The organism is Cryobacterium sp. RTC2.1 (assembly GCF_035018685.1).
Taxonomy (GTDB): Bacteria; Actinomycetota; Actinomycetes; order Actinomycetales; family Microbacteriaceae; genus Cryobacterium; species Cryobacterium glucosi.
Genome location: NZ_JASJXJ010000002.1, coordinates 52,301 through 70,005 on the forward strand (window position 1 = coordinate 52,301; position 17,705 = coordinate 70,005).

General features: G+C 66.1%; 15 protein-coding genes. 12 read left to right on the forward strand and 3 right to left on the reverse strand.

The features are described from left to right. The first annotated feature begins 46 nt into the window (after positions 1 to 46). The 12 genes from coaE (at position 47) to QN357_RS00635 (ending at position 14,357) form a co-directional block, all read left to right on the forward strand. Positions 47 to 685, forward strand: a complete 639-nt coding sequence (coaE, locus tag QN357_RS00580; protein ID WP_322135803.1) for a dephospho-CoA kinase — start codon at positions 47 to 49, stop codon at positions 683 to 685. A gap of 9 nt (positions 686 to 694) precedes the next feature. Beyond that, positions 695 to 2,755, forward strand: a complete 2,061-nt coding sequence (gene uvrB, locus QN357_RS00585; RefSeq protein WP_134448699.1) for an excinuclease ABC subunit UvrB — start codon at positions 695 to 697, stop codon at positions 2,753 to 2,755. Positions 2,756 to 2,856: 101 nt separating this feature from the next. Further along, positions 2,857 to 5,724: an excinuclease ABC subunit UvrA gene (uvrA, locus tag QN357_RS00590; RefSeq protein ID WP_322140815.1), complete on the forward strand. Its 2,868-nt coding sequence runs from the start codon at positions 2,857 to 2,859 to the stop codon at positions 5,722 to 5,724. A gap of 51 nt (positions 5,725 to 5,775) precedes the next feature. Continuing rightward, on the forward strand, positions 5,776 to 7,677 hold the full coding sequence (uvrC, locus tag QN357_RS00595; RefSeq protein WP_134448697.1) for an excinuclease ABC subunit UvrC: 1,902 nt from the start codon (positions 5,776 to 5,778) through the stop codon (positions 7,675 to 7,677). A gap of 63 nt (positions 7,678 to 7,740) precedes the next feature. Further along, a complete protein-coding gene (gene rapZ / locus QN357_RS00600) occupies positions 7,741 to 8,613 on the forward strand; it encodes an RNase adapter RapZ (RefSeq protein WP_134448696.1) in 873 nt (290 codons plus the stop codon). 95 nt (positions 8,614 to 8,708) lie between these two features. Beyond that, complete coding sequence (whiA, locus tag QN357_RS00605; protein WP_134448754.1) at positions 8,709 to 9,689, forward strand: DNA-binding protein WhiA; 981 nt, start codon at positions 8,709 to 8,711, stop codon at positions 9,687 to 9,689. Between the two features lie 101 nt (positions 9,690 to 9,790). Continuing rightward, positions 9,791 to 10,417, forward strand: coding sequence for a superoxide dismutase (locus tag QN357_RS00610; protein ID WP_134561132.1), 627 nt, complete (start codon positions 9,791 to 9,793; stop codon positions 10,415 to 10,417). A gap of 93 nt (positions 10,418 to 10,510) precedes the next feature. Continuing rightward, positions 10,511 to 11,518 carry a type I glyceraldehyde-3-phosphate dehydrogenase gene (gene gap, locus QN357_RS00615; RefSeq protein WP_134448694.1) on the forward strand — a complete coding sequence of 336 codons (1,008 nt, stop codon included), beginning with the start codon at positions 10,511 to 10,513 and terminating at the stop codon, positions 11,516 to 11,518. A gap of 12 nt (positions 11,519 to 11,530) precedes the next feature. Then, the gene (locus QN357_RS00620) at positions 11,531 to 12,745 is read left to right on the forward strand and encodes a phosphoglycerate kinase (RefSeq protein WP_134448693.1); all 1,215 of its coding nucleotides are present in this window, start codon (positions 11,531 to 11,533) and stop codon (positions 12,743 to 12,745) included. Then, complete coding sequence (gene tpiA, locus QN357_RS00625; protein ID WP_134448692.1) at positions 12,736 to 13,530, forward strand: triose-phosphate isomerase; 795 nt, start codon at positions 12,736 to 12,738, stop codon at positions 13,528 to 13,530. The genes QN357_RS00620 and tpiA overlap by 10 nt, the downstream gene beginning before the upstream one ends. Positions 13,531 to 13,659: 129 nt before the next feature. Continuing rightward, positions 13,660 to 13,911: a preprotein translocase subunit SecG gene (secG, locus tag QN357_RS00630; RefSeq protein WP_134448691.1), complete on the forward strand. Its 252-nt coding sequence runs from the start codon at positions 13,660 to 13,662 to the stop codon at positions 13,909 to 13,911. Between the two features lie 77 nt (positions 13,912 to 13,988). Continuing rightward, complete coding sequence (locus QN357_RS00635; RefSeq protein ID WP_134560126.1) at positions 13,989 to 14,357, forward strand: RNA polymerase-binding protein RbpA; 369 nt, start codon at positions 13,989 to 13,991, stop codon at positions 14,355 to 14,357. Positions 14,358 to 14,429: 72 nt separating this feature from the next. Here the strand turns inward: QN357_RS00635 and pgl are convergent, their stop codons facing one another. From pgl to zwf, 3 genes are read right to left on the reverse strand one after another with little or no spacing between them, the layout of a single operon-like run. Continuing rightward, entirely contained in the window at positions 14,430 to 15,200 is a 771-nt protein-coding gene (gene pgl, locus QN357_RS00640; RefSeq protein ID WP_134448689.1) for a 6-phosphogluconolactonase, read from the reverse strand. Beyond that, positions 15,197 to 16,162, reverse strand: coding sequence for a glucose-6-phosphate dehydrogenase assembly protein OpcA (locus tag QN357_RS00645; RefSeq protein WP_134448688.1), 966 nt, complete (start codon positions 16,160 to 16,162; stop codon positions 15,197 to 15,199). Before QN357_RS00645 ends, pgl begins: the two co-directional genes overlap by 4 nt. Further along, complete coding sequence (zwf, locus tag QN357_RS00650) at positions 16,159 to 17,700, reverse strand: glucose-6-phosphate dehydrogenase (protein WP_134448687.1); 1,542 nt, start codon at positions 17,698 to 17,700, stop codon at positions 16,159 to 16,161. The genes QN357_RS00645 and zwf overlap by 4 nt, the downstream gene beginning before the upstream one ends. Positions 17,701 to 17,705 lie beyond the last annotated feature (5 nt).

The following is a 17,705-nucleotide window of genomic DNA, read 5'->3' on the forward strand; positions in this document are numbered from 1 at the left end:
CCCGGCCGGTTTTCTGCGCCCTGGCCACATCGGTAGCATTGCCGGGGTGTACCTCATTGGACTGACCGGCGGGATCGCATCCGGCAAGAGCACCGTTGCGAGCGCCCTCACGGAACACGGGGCCGTCGTCATCGATGCGGATCGCCTCGCCCGCGAGGTCGTCGAACCGTGCAGCCCCGTCCTGGCGGCGATCGCGGCGGAGTTCGGCACCGCTCTCGTCGGACCGGACGGTGCGCTGGACCGGCCCAGACTCGGCGCGATCGTCTTCGGCGACCCGGCGGCCCTGGCGAGGCTCAACGCGATCGTGCACCCCGCAGTGCGGTCGCTCACGAACGCACGCATTCGTGCAGCCGGGCTCGCGAATCCCTCGGCGGTGGTCGTCTACGACGTACCCCTTCTGGTCGAGGCGGCCGTCGAGCATCCGTTCGACCTCGTCGTCGTCACCCAGGCGACTCCGGAGACCCGGATGCAACGGATGGTCGACCTGCGCCGGATGAGCCAGGAGGACGCGGCCATGCGCATCCGCGCCCAGGCCGATGATGCCGAACGGCTTGCGATCGCCGACGTCGTGATCGACACCGATGGCACCCTGGAACACACCCTGCGACAGGTCGACGCGCTCTGGGAACGCGTGCGGAGCGCCGGAAACTCAGCCGGCACCGAGAGTGTCGGTGGTCGAATCTAGACTGGAGGGATGGAACCCACGCGATCCGTACATCCCTTTGAGGTCGTGAGCGAATACACGCCGAGCGGCGACCAGCCGACCGCGATCAAAGAACTCGCCGAACGCATCAACGCCGGTGAAACCGACATCGTGCTCCTCGGAGCCACCGGAACCGGCAAGTCCGCGACGACCGCCTGGCTGATCGAACAGGTGCAGCGCCCGACGCTCGTGCTCGCGCACAACAAGACCCTCGCAGCCCAGCTCGTGAACGAGTTCCGCGAGCTGATGCCGAACAACGCCATCGAGTACTTCGTGTCGTACTACGACTACTACCAGCCGGAGGCGTACGTCCCGCAGACGGACACCTTCATCGAGAAGGACTCCTCGATCAACGCCGAGGTCGAGCGGCTCAGGCACTCCACCACGAACTCGCTCCTGAGCCGCCGCGACGTCGTCGTCGTCTCCACCGTGTCCTGCATCTACGGCCTCGGCACACCCGAGGGATACATGGAGGCCATGATCGCCCTCCAGGTGGGCCAGAAGGTCGACCGTGACTGGCTGATCCGCAAGTTCGTTGCGATGCAGTACCAGCGCAACGACGTCGACTTTTCCAGAGGCCACTTCCGGGTGCGCGGCGACACCATCGAGATCATCCCGATGTACGAGGAACTCGCGATCCGGATCGAGATGTTCGGCGATGAGATCGAGGCGCTCTACAGCCTGCACCCGCTCACCGGTGACATCGTCCGCAAGCTCGAATCCGTGTCCGTTTTCCCCGGCTCGCACTACGTCGCGAGCACCGAGACCATGCAGCGGGCCATCGTCACCATCCAGGAAGAACTCGCCGAACGGCTCGGCCAGCTCGAACGGGAAGGCAAACTGCTCGAGGCGCAGCGACTTCGGATGCGCACGACCTTCGACCTCGAGATGATGGAACAGATCGGCTTCTGCTCCGGCATCGAGAACTACTCCCGGCACATCGACCAGCGGTCACCGGGGGAGGCGCCGCACTGTCTCCTCGACTACTTCCCCGACGACTTCCTGATGGTCATCGACGAATCCCATGTCACCGTCCCGCAGATCGGGGCGATGTACGAGGGGGACTCGTCCCGCAAACGCACGCTCGTCGAGCATGGCTTCCGGCTCCCGAGCGCCCTCGACAACCGGCCGCTCAAGTTCAACGAATTCAAGGACAGGGTCGGCCAGACCGTGTACCTGTCCGCCACGCCCGGGAAATACGAGATGGGCATCGCAGACGGCATCGTCGAACAGATCATCCGCCCGACCGGGCTCATCGACCCGCAGATCATCGTCAAGCCGTCCAAGGGACAGATCGACGACCTCCTCGAGGAGATCCACAAGCGCGTCGCACTCAACGAGCGGGTACTCGTCACGACCCTCACCAAGAAGATGGCCGAGGAACTCACGGACTTCCTCACCGAGGCCGGCGTCCGGGTGCGCTACCTGCACTCCGACGTCGACACCCTGCGCCGGGTCGAGCTCCTCACCGAGCTCCGCGCGGGCGTGTACGACGTCCTCGTCGGCATCAATCTCCTCCGGGAGGGCCTCGACCTGCCCGAGGTGTCGCTCGTCGCAATCCTCGACGCCGACAAGGAAGGGTTCCTGCGCTCCGCAACCTCCCTCATCCAGACGATCGGCCGGGCCGCCCGGAACGTCTCCGGCGAGGTGCACATGTACGCCGACCGGCTGACCGCCTCGATGGAACGCGCGATCGACGAGACCGACCGCCGCCGCGAAAAGCAGGTCGCCTACAACACCCTGCACGGCATCGACCCCACTCCGCTCCGCAAACGGATCGCCGACATCACCGACATCCTCGCACGGGAAGAGGCCGACACCGCCGAGCTCCTCGCCGGTCGCGACGCCCGGCGCAAGGTCGCGGCGACCCCGCTCCGCACCGGCATCGCCGCGAACGGAGCCAACGACCTCGAGTCGATCATCGCCGACCTCAGTGGCCAGATGCTCGAGGCCGCGGGCGAGCTCAAGTTCGAACTCGCTGCCCGGCTCCGGGACGAGGTCTCCGAACTCAAACGCGAACTCCGCCAGATGGAGAAGGCCGGGCACATCTGATCAACAACCGCCCAACGTCGCGGTCGGAATTCGAACGTTTGTTCGCTCAGGGCGTGCGTCCGGGGCGCAGGAGTGTCGGTGGCACTCAATAGACTCGAACGGTGTCAATTTCCAAGGTAACGTCCGGGTCCAAGCTCAGTGTCCGCGGTGCGCGTGTGCACAACCTGCACAACGTCGATTTGGAGATCCCCAGGGATTCCCTGGTCGTCTTCACGGGACTGTCCGGTTCGGGCAAGTCCTCACTCGCGTTCGACACCATCTTCGCGGAGGGGCAACGCCGCTACGTCGAGTCGCTCTCCGCGTACGCACGCCAGTTCCTCGGCCAGGTCGACCGGCCGGACGTCGACTTCATTGAGGGGCTCAGCCCCGCCGTCTCGATCGACCAGAAGTCGACCAACCGCAACCCGCGGTCGACGGTCGGCACGATCACCGAGGTCTACGACTACATGCGCCTGCTCTGGGCGCGCATCGGAGTGCCGCACTGCGCCGTCTGCGGCGAGGTCATCCAGGCCCAGACCGTTCAGCAGATCGCCGACCAGCTCATGGAACTTCCGCAGGGCACCCGGTACCAGATCCTGAGCCCGGTCGTCTCCCAGAAGAAGGGCGAGTTCGTCGACCTGTTCAAGGAGCTCGCCGCCGGCGGCTACTCCCGCGCCATGGTCGACGGCACCCAGATCCAGCTCAGCGAACCGCCGACGCTCAAGAAGCAGCTCAAGCACGACATCTCCGTGGTCGTCGACCGCCTCGTCGCGGCGCCGGAACTCCTCAGCCGCCTGACCGACTCCCTCGAGACCGCGCTCAAACTCACCGACGGCATCGTCCAGATCAACTACGTCGACGGGGAGGGTGACGCGGCGTGGCAGAGCTACTCCGAGAAGCTCTCCTGCCCGAACAACCACCCCGTGCAGCTCACCGAGATCGAACCGCGCACCTTCTCCTTCAACGCGCCCTTCGGCGCCTGCCCCGAGTGCTCCGGCCTCGGCACGCGAATGTCCGTCGACCAGGATCTCCTTCTCGGCGACCCTGACCTCAGCATCGCGGAGGGCGTCGTGCTGCCCTGGACCACCCAGGGCAAGGGACTCTTCCAGTACTACGAGAAGCTGCTCGACGGCCTCGCGCACGACCTCGACTTCTCACTCGACACCCCCTGGGGCGAACTCACGCCCGACGTGCAGAATGCCGTGCTCCGCGGCGACAACTTCGAGGTCCGCGTGAAGTGGAAGAACCGCTACGGCCGTGAGATGAGCTACACCTCCGGCTTCGAAGGCGTCGTGCCGTACATCGAACGCCAGTACCTGCAGGCGGAGTCCGACACCCAGCGGGCCCGCTGGGGCGAGTACCTCCGCGAGATCGACTGCCCGGTCTGCTCGGGCACCCGGCTCAAGCCCGAGGTCCTCGCCGTGCTGATCCACGGCTCCAGCATCGCGGATGTCTGCAACCTGAGCCTCGCGGACGCCCGGTCGTTCATGGACCTGCTCGAACTGACCGACCGTGAGGCCATGATCGCGGCCCAGGTCCTCCGCGAGATCAAGGCGCGGCTGGACTTCCTGATCCGGGTCGGCCTCAACTACCTGAACCTGGCCCGCGCAGCCGCGAGCCTCTCCGGCGGAGAGGCCCAGCGCATCCGTCTGGCCACGCAGATCGGCTCCGGGTTGACCGGGGTGCTCTACGTGCTCGACGAGCCGAGCATCGGCCTGCACCAGCGGGACAACCGGCGACTCATCGAGACCCTCGTCGCCCTCCGCGACCTCGGAAACACCCTCATCGTCGTCGAACACGACGAGGACACCATCAAGATGGCCGACTGGATCGTCGACATCGGTCCCGGCGCCGGCGTGAACGGCGGCCACGTCGTGCACTCCGGCTCCTACGCGAGCCTCCTGGAGAACCGGGAGTCGCTCACGGGAGACTACCTCGCCGGCCGCAAGTCGATAGAGACGCCTGAGACGCGCAGGCCGATCGACCCTGACCGCCAGATCAACGTGATCGGGGCGGAGGCGAACAACCTCAAGAAGGTCTCCGTGACGTTCCCGCTCGGCACCTTCACCGCCGTCACCGGCGTGAGCGGCTCCGGAAAGTCCTCCCTCGTCAACGACATCCTCTACCGGGTGCTCGCCAACCGGCTGAACGGCGCCCGCAAGCTCCCCGGCAAGCACACCAGGGTCACCGGGCTCGAGCAGCTGGACAAGGTCATCCACGTCGACCAGGCCCCGATCGGCCGCACCCCTCGGTCCAACCCGGCGACGTACACGGGCGTGTTCGACAAGATCCGCACCCTCTTCTCGGAGACGATCGAGGCGAAGGCGCGGGGCTACCTGCCCGGCCGGTTCAGCTTCAACGTCAAGGGCGGCCGCTGCGAAGCCTGCTCCGGCGACGGCACGATCAAGATCGAGATGAACTTCCTGCCCGACGTCTATGTCGCGTGCGAGGTCTGCGGGGGAGCGCGGTACAACCGCGACACCCTCACCGTTCACTACAAGGGCAAGAACATCGCCGAGGTCCTCGACATGCCGATCAGCGAGGCTGCGGAATTCTTCGAGCCGATCTCGGCGATCCACCGCTTCCTGAAGACCCTCGTCGAGGTCGGACTCGGCTATGTGCGCCTCGGCCAGAGCGCCACGACGCTCTCCGGAGGTGAGGCGCAGCGCGTCAAGCTCGCCACCGAACTCCAGCGTCGCTCGAACGGCCGCAGCGTCTACGTGCTCGACGAACCCACGACCGGGCTGCACTTCGAAGACGTGCGCAAGCTCCTGCTGGTGCTCAACAGTCTCGTCGACAAGGGCAACACCGTGATCGTGATCGAGCACAACCTCGACGTGATCAAATCGGCCGACTGGGTGATCGACCTCGGGCCGGAGGGCGGGTCCGGCGGCGGGCGCGTGCTCGCGACCGGAACACCGGAGCACATCGCGACCGTCAAGAAGAGCCACACGGGCACCTTCCTCAAAGAGATCCTGGCGGCGCGCTAAAATTCTGTTCGGCCGGTTTCTGTCCGGCGCGGGGAAGTACCAGGAGAGTTCATGTCGGACGCGTTGAGCTATCGGCCGAAGGCGGGGGAGATCCCCACGGTCCCTGGCGTGTACCGCTTTCGCGACGAGACCGGGCGGGTGCTCTACGTCGGCAAGGCCAAGAACCTGCGCGCCCGCCTCAGCAACTACTTCGCGCCGCTCAGCAGCCTGCACGAGCGCACCCGGCGCATGGTCACGACGGCCGCGTCCGTCGAGTGGACCACAGTCGGAACCGAGGTCGAGGCCCTCCAGCTCGAATGGACCTGGATCAACGAGTTCGACCCGCCGTTCAACGTGCAGTTCAAGGACGACAAGTCCTACCCATACCTCGCCGTGACCCTCGCAGACGAGGCGCCGCGCGCCCTCGTCACCCGCACCACCGGCATCCGCGGCGCGCGTTATTTCGGCCCGTACCCCAAGGTCTGGGCCGTTCACGAGACGATCGACCTGATGCTCAAGGCCTTCCCGATCCGCACCTGCAACAACGCCAACTACAAACGCGCCATGCAATCGGGGAAACCGTGTTTCGCCGGCCAGATCGGCCGCTGCTTCGGCCCGTGCTCCCAGAAGGTCTCGATCGAGGAGCACCGCGTCATCGTCGACGAATTCGTGAGTTTCATGGCGAGCCAGGACCGCACCATGATCAACCGACTGACCAACGAGATGAAGGCCGCTGCCCTCGGCCAGCAGTACGAGCTCGCGGCCAAGCGGCGAGACCAGGTCAAGGCGCTCACGAACGTGCTCGAGAAGAGTGCGGTCGTGCTGCGTGACAACGTCGACATCGACCTGTTCGCCGTCGAGGAGGACGAGCTCGCTGCGGCTGTGCAGCTGTTCATCGTGCGCGGCGGCCGGATCCGCGGTGTCCGCGGCTGGGTCGTCGACAAGGAGCTGGACCTGACAACAGGGGAGCTTATCGATTCCCTGCTGCAGACCGCATACTCCAGGGACGCCGTGCCGCCGCGGGAGGTCGTCGTCCCGTTGCTTCCTGACGACTCCGCAGCGCTCGAAGAATGGCTCGGCGGCATCGCCGGGCGCAAGGTGCACCTCGTGGCCGCCCAGCGCGGCGAGAAGGCCGCTCTGCTCGCGACGGCCACCCAGAACGCACGGCAGGCACTGATGCTCTACAAGACCCGCCGCAGCTCCGACTTCGTCGCACGCTCCAAGGCGCTCGAGGACATCCAGGAGGCGCTCGGTATGGACTCGGCGCCGCTCCGAATGGAGTGTTATGACGTCTCGCACCTGAGCGGCACGAACATCGTCGCCTCGATGGTGGTCTTCGAAGACGGGCTTCCACGCACGGACGAATACCGGCGCTTCAGCATCCCGGAGTCCACAGACGACACCGACTCGATCTACCGCACCCTGACCAGGCGCCTCGCCTACCTCGTGCCAGACGACGGCCCTGCAACGGATGCCGGCACGGAGCCCGCACCGGATCCCGCGGGTGCGTCGCCGGACTCGCCGGCCAGACGCAAGAAGTTCCGGTACCAGCCGAACCTCCTGATCGTCGACGGCGGCCAGCCGCAGGTCGCTGCGGCGGCCAGGGCGCTTCGCGAATCCGGGGTCACCGGCATCCAGCTGTGCGGCATCGCCAAGCGCCTCGAGGAGATCTGGCTGCCGGACTCGGACTATCCCGTCATCCTGCCGCGCAACAGCGACGCACTCTTCCTCATCCAGCGGATCCGGGACGAGGCCCACCGCTTCGCGATCACCCACCAGCGCGCCCGCCGCAAACGCGACATCGCAACGGTCCTCGGCGAGATCGCCGGCCTCGGCCCGGCACGGGTCAAAGTGCTGTTGCAGCATTTCGGATCCGTCGCCCGGCTCAAAGAGGCCCCCATCGAGGCAATCGCGGAGGTCCGCGGCATCGGACCAGGCCTCGCGGCGACGATCCACCAGCACTTTCGCGCCTGAAACCGATCTCGGTCGGTAGGCTGGACTGACAGGCCCACCACCGACAGAAGGCGCACCCCCAGGATGACGGAGAACGACAAGCAGGAAATGCTTATCGTCACGGGAATGTCCGGGGCCGGGCGTTCGACAGTGGCCAACGCCCTCGAAGACCTCGGCTGGTACGTCGTCGACAACCTTCCGCCGCAAATGCTGCGCCCGCTCGTCGAACTCGCCGGCAAGGCGGGCACGAGCCTGCCCAAGATCGCCGCCGTCGTGGACATCCGCGGCCGTGACTTCTTCGCGGACTTCCAGGAGATCGTGCAGTCCCTCCGCAACGGCTCCCAGTTGCGCGTGATCTTTCTCGAGGCCAGGGACGACGTCCTCGTGCGGCGTTTCGAGTCCGTGCGCCGTCCGCATCCGCTGCAGGGCGACGGCACCATCCTCGATGGCATCGACGCCGAACGCACCCGGTTGCGCGCCGTCCGTGAATCGTGCGACATGGTCATCGACACGTCCGACCTCAACATCCACCAGCTCGCGACGACCATCAGCGAACGCTTCGCGGCCGAAGATGCCGCAGGCGTGCACGTCACGGTCATGAGTTTCGGCTTCAAGTACGGTCTTCCCACGGATGTCGACATGGTCGCCGATGTCCGCTTCCTGCCGAATCCGTTCTGGGTGCCCGAACTCCGCTCCCACACCGGACAGGACCCCGAAGTGCGGGACTACGTGCTGGCCCAGGAAGGCGCCCTGGACTTCATCGAGCACTACTCCCTGGCGCTCGCACCGGTGCTGGCGGGCTACCAGCGCGAGAACAAACGCCACGCCACCATCGCCATCGGCTGTACGGGCGGCAAGCATCGCTCGGTGGCGATGGCCCGCGAAATCGCTCGCCGGATCGGCGATCTGCCCGGAGTCGCGATAAGCCTCAAGAATCGCGACCTCGGCCGGGAGTAAGACCCCGCCCGGTGCGCCGCCCCGCGGGCTGCGCCGGGCCACACAGACCACAGACCGACCCATTTTGGGGTCAGTACGACAGAATGGACAAACGATTGGCACTCACGGCCGACGTCAAAGATGAACTTGCACGGGTTGACGTGTCGAAGACCACGGTGCGGGCGGCGGAGCTCGCGACGATCCTGCGATTCTCCGGCGGCCTGCACATGATCAACAGCCGGATCGCGATCGAATCCGAGCTCGACACCGCACTCCTCGCCCGCCGGGTGCGGAAGGACCTCGCCGAACTCTACGGCGTCCGCAGCGAAGTCTCCGTGATTTCGGCATCCGGCCTGCGCCGCACCAGCCACTTCCTGGTGCGCGTGCTCGATGGGGGAGAAACCCTGGCCAGACAGACCGGCCTGCTCGACGCCCGGCGACGCCCCATCCGAGGTCTGCCGAACCGGCTGACCACGGGGTCCAAGGAAGAGATCGCCGCCGTCTGGCGCGGTGCGTTCCTCGCGAACGGCTCCCTCACCGACCCAGGTCGCTCGGCGGCCCTCGAAGTGACCTGCCCGGGCAACGAGGCCGCGATGGCCCTCGTCGGTACGGCCGGTCGACTCGGCGTCGTCGCCAAGGCCCGTGAGGTGCGGGGCGTGCACCGGGTCGTGATCCGCGACGGCGACGCCATCGGCGCCATGCTCGTGCACATGGGTGCGGCGGAGACCGTGCTCAACTGGGAAGCGCTCCGACAGCGCCGTGAGGTGCGCGCAACGGCCAACCGCCTCGTCAATTTCGACGACGCCAACCTCCGCCGCAGCGCGCAGGCCGCCGTTGCGGCGTGCGCCCGCGTGCAGCGCGCGATGGAAATCCTCGGCAGCGATATTCCGGAACACCTCCGTTACGCAGGCGAGTTGCGCCTCTCGTTCCGCGACTCCAGCCTCGACGAACTGGGCCACCACGCCGATCCGCCCATGACGAAGGACGCCGTCGCCGGACGCATCCGCCGCTTGCTCGCCATGGCGGACAAAAAGGCCGTCGACCTCGGGATCCCCGGAACCGATGCGAACCTTCCGGCTGACCTCGACGATGTTTGAGGCCCCCTCGTCAGCGGGGCACCCTGACCTGAGTAGACTTGAAACGTCGCTTACACACTCGTGGCGGAGTACTTCGCGCCAACTCGACAGAGGAGATATGAATGGCTGAATACACTTTGCCCGCTCTCGCCTATGACTACTCGGCGCTCGCGCCGAGCATCAGCGGCACCATCATGGAACTTCACCACAGCAAGCACCACCAGGCCTACGTGACCGGCGCGAACACCGCCCTCGCGCAGCTTGCGGAAGCTCGCGACTCCGGCCAGCTGGCCAACGTCAACAAGCTTGAAAAAGACCTCGCCTTCAACCTCGGCGGTCACGTCAACCACTCCATCTTCTGGACCAACCTCTCCCCGGACGGCGGCGACAAGCCCACAGGCGAGCTTGCGAGCGCCATCGAGGACTTCTTCGGTTCCTTCGACAAGTTCCAGGCGCACTTCACGGCGGCAGCCCTCGGTGTGCAGGGATCCGGCTGGGCGGTGCTCGCCTGGGATTCGATCGGGCAGCGCCTGATCATCCAGCAGTTCTTCGACCAGCAGTCGAACTTCGCAGCCGGCACGATTCCGGTACTCATGCTCGACGTCTGGGAGCACGCGTACTACCTCGACTATCGCAACGTGCGTGCGGACTACGTGAAGGCATTCTGGAACATCGTCAACTGGGCGAACGTCCAGGACCGATTCACGATCGCTCGCGAAAAGACCAACGGGCTTCTGCTGCTCTCATAGCGCAGCCGTAGGACGGGCCCCGTGAGGGGCCCGTCCCCCGTGTATTTCACCCACAAGAAACCGCGCTTCGGCGCACAAGATTAGGAGACATTCGTGTCTGTAAAGATCGGTATTAATGGCTTTGGCCGCATTGGCCGCAATTATCTTCGCGCCGCCCTGGCGCAGGGCAGCGACATCGAGATCGTCGCCGTCAACGACCTGACCGACACGAAGACGTTGGCCCACCTTCTTAAATATGACTCCATCACCGGACGCCTGAACGCCACCGTTTCCGTCGAGGGCGACTCCATCCTCGTCAACGGCAAGCCGATTAAGGTTCTCGCCGAGCGCGACCCGGCCAACCTTCCCTGGGGCGCCCTGGGCGTCGACATCGTCATCGAGTCCACCGGCCGCTTCACCAAGGCAGAGGATGCGCGCAAGCACATCACCGCAGGCGCCAAGAAGGTCATCGTTTCCGCTCCCGCCTCAGGCGACGCAGCGACGATCGTCATGGGTGTCAACGAGCAGGACTACGACCCGGCCAAGTTCGACATCATCTCCAACGCGTCCTGCACCACGAACTGCCTCGCGCCCTTGGCCAAGGTCTTCAACGACAACTTCGGCATCAAGTCCGGCCTGATGACGACGATCCACGCGTACACCGCCGACCAGAACCTCCAGGACGGCCCGCACTCCGACCTGCGTCGCGCCCGCGCCGCAGCCATCAACATCATCCCGACCTCGACCGGTGCGGCCAAGGCCCTCGGCATCGTCCTCCCCGAGCTCAAGGGCAAGCTTGACGGCTTCGCACTGCGCGTTCCGGTTCCCACCGGTTCCATCACCGACCTCACCGTCATCGCGGAGCGCCCCGTCACGATCGAAGCGATCAAGGCTGCCTACAAGGCTGCTGCGGAGTCCGGTCCCCTCAAGGGCATCCTGATGTACACGGAGGACGAGATCGTCTCCAGCGACATCGTGACGGACCCGCACTCCTCGATCTTCGACGCCGGCCTGCTGCGCGTCATCGGCGACCAGGTCAAGCTGTCGTCCTGGTACGACAACGAGTGGGGCTACTCCAACCGCATGGTTGACCTCACCGCGCTCGTCGCCAAGAGCCTGTAGCAGGGGCCCGCAGTGACGCTTCGTACAATCGAATCGCTGGGGCTGCTCACCGGAAAACGCGTCATCGTCCGCTGTGACCTGAACGTGCCGTTGAAAGACGGCGAGATCACGGACGATGGTCGCGTTCGCGCGTCCCTCCCGACCATCAAGGCGCTGCTCGAACAGGGCGCCCGCGTGGTCATCGTCTCCCACCTCGGACGGCCGAAGGGTGCACCGGAAGAGAAGTACAGCCTCGCGCCCGTCGCAGTGCGCCTTGCGCAACTGCTCGGACACGACGTCGCCTTCGCGACCGACACCGTCGGTGACGCCGCAAAGGCCGCCGTCGGCGCGCTGTCCAACGGCGACGTCGTCGTGCTCGAAAACCTCCGGTTCAACCCGGGGGAGACGAGCAAGGTCGACGCAGAGCGGGTCGCCTTCGCGACCGAGCTCGCCGCCCTCGGCGACGTCCTCGTGTCCGACGGCTTCGGCGTCGTTCACCGCAAGCAGGCAAGCGTGTACGACCTGGCAGCAATCCTGCCGAGCGCTGCCGGCCTGCTGATCGCTGCCGAGCTCGACGTGCTCGACCGTCTCACCGAAAAGCCGGAGGCGCCGTACACGGTCGTCCTCGGCGGCTCGAAGGTCTCGGACAAGCTCGGCGTGATCGGTCACCTCCTGCCGCGGGTCAACTCGCTGCTGATCGGTGGCGGAATGCTCTTCACCTTCCTCGCAGCTCAGGGCCACAAGGTGGGCGCAAGCCTGCTCGAGGCCGACCAGATCGAAACCGTTCGCGGTTACCTGGTCGAGGCCGAGCGCCTGGGCGTGAAGATCGTCCTGCCGACGGATGTCGTCGTCGCCTCCAAATTCGGAGCTGACGCCGAGCACGTGGTCACCGCTGCCGACTCGATCGAGGACACCGCATTCGGTGCCACCGGTCTGGGCCTCGACATCGGACCGGACACGGCGGCGGCATTCGCCGCGATCATCCGCGCATCGAAGACGGTGTTCTGGAACGGCCCCATGGGCGTGTTCGAGCTCGCACCGTTTGCTGAGGGCACCCGTGTGGTGGCCGCCGCACTCACAGAGGTTGACGGTCTCAGCGTCGTCGGAGGTGGCGATTCCGCCGCCGCCGTGCGCACGCTCGGATTCACGGACGACCAGTTCGGTCACATTTCTACCGGTGGCGGCGCGAGCCTTGAGTTCCTCGAAGGCAAGCGTCTCCCAGGACTGGAGGTCCTCGGATGGCAGTAAACACTCAGCGCACCCCGCTGATTGCAGGCAATTGGAAGATGAACCTGGATCACCTCCAGGCCATCGCGTTCGTGCAGAAGCTCGCCTGGAACCTCAAGGACGCCAAGCACGACTTCGCGGCCGTCGAGGTTGCGGTGTTCCCGCCGTTCACCGACCTTCGCTCCGTGCAGACGCTCGTGTCAGCCGACAAGCTGCCCGTCGTCTTCGGCGCGCAGGACGTCTCGGCGCACGATTCCGGCGCCTTCACGGGTGAGATCTCCGGCGCGTTCCTCGCTCAGCTCGAGTGCACGTACGTGCTCATCGGGCACTCCGAGCGTCGCACGCTGCACGGTGAGAACGACGAGGAGGTGGCCGCGAAGGTCACCGCCGCCGTCAAGCACGGACTCGTTCCGATCATCTGCGTCGGCGAGACCGCCGCGGACCTGGAACTGCACGGTCCGAGCGCCGTCCCTGTCGCCCAGCTGCGCACCGCACTGTCCGGCATCGACAGCGCGGCCGACATCGTAGTGGCATACGAGCCCGTGTGGGCCATCGGCTCCGGCCAGGCGGCAACGCCTGAGCAGGCCGAACAGGTCGCAGCCCAGCTGCGCCTGGTCCTCAGCGAGACCCTCGGACAGGATGTGGCCGACAAGACCCGCATCCTCTACGGCGGTTCCGTGAAGGGCGTCAACATCGCGGGCTACATGCGCGAACCCAACGTCGACGGAGCGCTCGTCGGCGGGGCAAGCCTGGATATCGACGAGTTCTCGAGCATCGTCCGATTCCAGAAGCACGTGGGCGTCTAGCCCGAAGTTCCACCTGATATCACCGCTCCAGCCCGCCACCCCGACCAGGGGAGGCGGGCTGGTTCGTCAGTCAGGCTATGATGATCACTGATCCCGGTGGAGAAACTCCACCATTCTGAAAGGTTTCGCGTGCAGATTCTCCAGGTCGTGTTGCAGGTTGTCCTCGGACTGACGAGCCTCCTGCTCACCATGCTCATCCTCCTGCACAAGGGCCGTGGTGGTGGCCTCTCCGATATGTTCGGTGGCGGCGTCACCTCGAACCTCGGCGCCTCCGGCGTTGCGGAACGAAACCTCAATCGCATCACCGTGATCCTCGCCGTCCTCTGGATCGCGTGCATCGTCGTCCTGGGCCTCATCACCAAGTTCGACACGGCACTGTAACTCCCTCACCCCCTTCGCTTTTCCCACACCCGTGGCCGTGCGGCCACAAGCACAATCGCCTTTCATGGAGGAACACAATGGCATCTGGTGGCAGCGCAATTCGTGGATCCAGGGTCGGAGCCGGCCCCATGGGGGAGCAGGACCGCGGTTTCCAGGCGGACCGGATCCGCGTCTCCTACTGGGACGCTCTCGGCAACGAGACCGTCCGCTACTTCGCGGCGAACCTGCCCGATGATGAAATCCCCGAGACGATCGACTGCCCGTCCTCTGGGCTTCCGGCCGGCCGCGACAAGGAGAACCCGCCGTCCGTCGTGAAGCTCGAACCGTACAAGACGCACCTCGCCTACGTGAAGGAGCGCCGCACGGAAGAGGAAGCGGACTCCCTTCTCGAGGAAGCCCTGCTGCAGCTGCGCATTCGCCGCGGCAAGCTCTCCGCCACCAACTAGCTCCGGTCCTTTCGTCCATCGGACACGAAAAAGCCCCGACCTCGGTCGGGGCTTCTTCGTGCGCGAACGGTGTCAGAACGACGACGCGGTCAGGTTCTCCGGTACCTCTGCGGCCGCTTCCCGGTCCACGAAGAAGTTCGTGTAGCGGCGCCCCTTGATGCCCGCAACAGGAACCTCGTCCCTGCTGGCACCGGCGAGTGCGAGCCCGAGGGCGGATGCCTTGTCCGGCCCTGCGAGGACCAGCCAGATGCAGCGCGACGAGTTCAGGGCAGGGCGGCTCAGGGTGAGCCGTTCGGCCGGGGGCTTGGGGGAGTTGCGCACCGTGAGCACGCTCGCGGTGTCCTCGCGGATTCCCGGGAGGTGCGGGAACAGCGAGGCGATGTGCCCGTCCGGGCCGACGCCGAGGAAGGTGATATCGAAGCGCGGCAGCACGGTTCCGTCGTTCGAGGCTGCTTCGAGCTCCTCCGCATAGGCCGCTCCGGCCGCGTCGAGGTCGAGCGGTCCGTCGGAGGACGCAAACGGGTGGATGTTCTCCGCGGGGATGTCGAGGTGGTCGAGGAGTGCGGTACGGGCCTGGAGTTCGTTGCGTTCCGGGTCGGCGTACGGCAACCAGCGTTCGTCGCCCCACCAGAAGTTCACGTGCTCCCAGTCGACGGTGTCCCTGGCCGCGGAAGCGTTGACAGCGTCGAGCACCTCTGTCGCGACGCTTCCCCCGGTGAGGACGACATGGATGTCGCCCTCCTCGTGGAGGAGGTCGACCGCGGTGGTGATGAATCGTGCCGCGACCGATGCGGCGAGGGCCGCCCGGTCTGCATGCACTAGTACGCGTCGTTCGTGTGTCACGGTCGTCCTCCGGTTTTGTCTGCAACCGCGTCCAGGTTCGGCAGTCCGCGGGTGATCACTTCACCATACAACTCGTCGGGATCGAGCCGGCGAAGCTCGTCGCTGAGGCAATCCCGGAGGCTGCGGCGCTTGAGGGTGAGGTCCTGCACGGGCTGGCCGGGCTGGGTGAGGGTTGCGATGCCCGGCAGTTCACGCTCGAGCGAGATCACACCGGATGCACGGGTGAAGTGCACGCCGTGGATTCCGCTCGCTTTGGCCCCACCGGTGAACTCGTAGTCGACGTCCACGGCGAGCTGGAGCTGCAGCCAGGCGGCGAGCAGCGTCGTCGAGGGGGAGTCGGCCGCGCCGGAGACCTGGACGGCTGTGACGGCCTCGTACGGCGGCTGGTCGAGAACGGCGGCGAGCTGTGCCCGCCAGAGCGTGAGCCGCGTCCAGGCGAAGTCGGTGTCGCCGGGGCGGTACGAGGAGCACAGCCGGTGCAGGGCGGCCTGCGGGTCCGGCTGGGCGGAGGAATCCGTGATCCGCCGGTAAGCGAGGCGCCCGAGCGGAGAGTCCGCCGGGATGACGGGGGCGACGCCCGGCCACCACGTCACGACGGGGGCATCGGGCAGCAGGAGGCCTGTGACCAGGCTCTCCGGGTCGCTCGCGGCTTCGCCGTACGCGCGCAGCACGATGACTTCGCTCGCCCCGGCGTCTCCGCCGACGCGGATCTCCGCGTCGACCTTCGCGTCGACGGGGGTCTCCGATTCGGTTTCTTCCTGGGTGGAGACGACGATGACGCGCATCGGATGTTCACGGGATGCGTCGTTTGCGGCCTCGATGGCCTCCTCCTCGCGTCCCATGGTCGACGCGATGATCAGGGTCAGCACCCGGCCGAGGGCGACGGCGCCGCCCTCTTCCCGGATGCGGACGAGGGCCTTCGAGATCTTCGAGGTGTTCGTGTCTGGCAGATCGACGATCATGGGCGCCTCCATTGACGGCCGTCCCTGGCCAAGAGCTCGTCCGCGGACGAGGGGCCCCAGGTTCCGGGGCGGTACTGTTCGGGCTGGCCCTGCTCGGACCAGAACTTCTCGACCGGGTCGAGGATCTTCCACGAGAGTTCGACCTCTTCGTGACGGGGGAACAACGGCGGGTCGCCGAGGAGCACGTCGAGGATCAACCGTTCGTACGCCTCCGGGCTCGCCTCGGTGAAGGCATGGCCATAGCCGAAGTCCATCGTGACGTCGCGCACCTGCATGCCGACGCCGGGGACCTTGGAGCCGAATCGGATCGTGACGCCCTCGTCGGGCTGCACCCGGATCACGAGTGCATTGGATCCGAGGGCAGCCGTGTTCTCCTTGGCGAACAGATGCTGGGGGGCGCGCTTGAACACGACAGCGATCTCGGTCACCCTGCGGCCGAGTCGCTTGCCTGCCCGCAGATAGAACGGCACGCCGGACCAGCGGCGCGTCTCGATGGTGAGGCGCAGCGCCGCGTAGGTTTCCGTGAGCGACTCCGGGTCCATTCCGTCCTCTTCGAGGAATCCGAGAACCTTCTCACCGCCCTGCCAACCGCCGGCGTACTGGCCGCGGGCGGTTCCGGTCGCGAGGTTGTCCGGGAGCCGGACGGATGCGAGGACCTTCTCCTTCTCGGTGCGCAGGTCGGCCGCGTCGAAGGAGATGGGCTCCTCCATCGCCGTGAGGGCGAGGAGCTGCAGGAGGTGGTTCTGGATCACGTCCCTGGCGGCACCGATTCCGTCGTAGTAGCCCGCGCGTCCTCCGACGCCGATGTCCTCGGCCATCGTGATCTGCACGTGGTCGACGTTGTTCGAGTTCCAGATCGGTTCGTAGAGCTGGTTCGCGAAGCGCAGCGCGAGGATGTTCTGCACCGTCTCTTTGCCCAGATAGTGGTCGATCCGGAACACGGAGTCGGGCGGGAACACGGATTCGACGACGTCGTTGAGCTCACGGGCGGTTTTCAGGTCGCTGCCGAAGGGCTTTTCGATCACGACACGACGCCACTGGCCGTCCTTCTGCTCGGCGAGGCCGGACCGGCGCAACTGGCCGACGACCTGCGGGAACGCCTTCGGCGGGATCGACAGGTAGAACGCATGGTTGCCCATCGTGCCCCGCTCGCGGTCGAGCTCGGCGATGGTGTCCTTGAGCCGTTCGAAGGAGTCGTCGTCGTCGAAGGTGCCCTGCACGAAGCGGATGCCCTCGGAGAGCTGGGCCCAGACATCCTCGTTGAACTCGGTGCGGGCATACTGCTTGACCGAGTCGTGGACCACTTGGGAGAAGTCCTCGTCGTCCCAGTCGCGCCTCGCGAAGCCGACGAGGGCGAATCCGGGCGGAAGGAGTCCGCGGTTGGCGAGGTCGTAGACCGCGGGCATGAGTTTCTTCCGGGACAGGTCGCCGGTTACGCCGAAGATCACGAGGCTCGAGGGCCCCGCGATGCGATTCAGACGGTAATCAGAGGACGACCGCAGCGGATTGAACTCCGGGGTGATTTCCACCGGGGACATGCAAC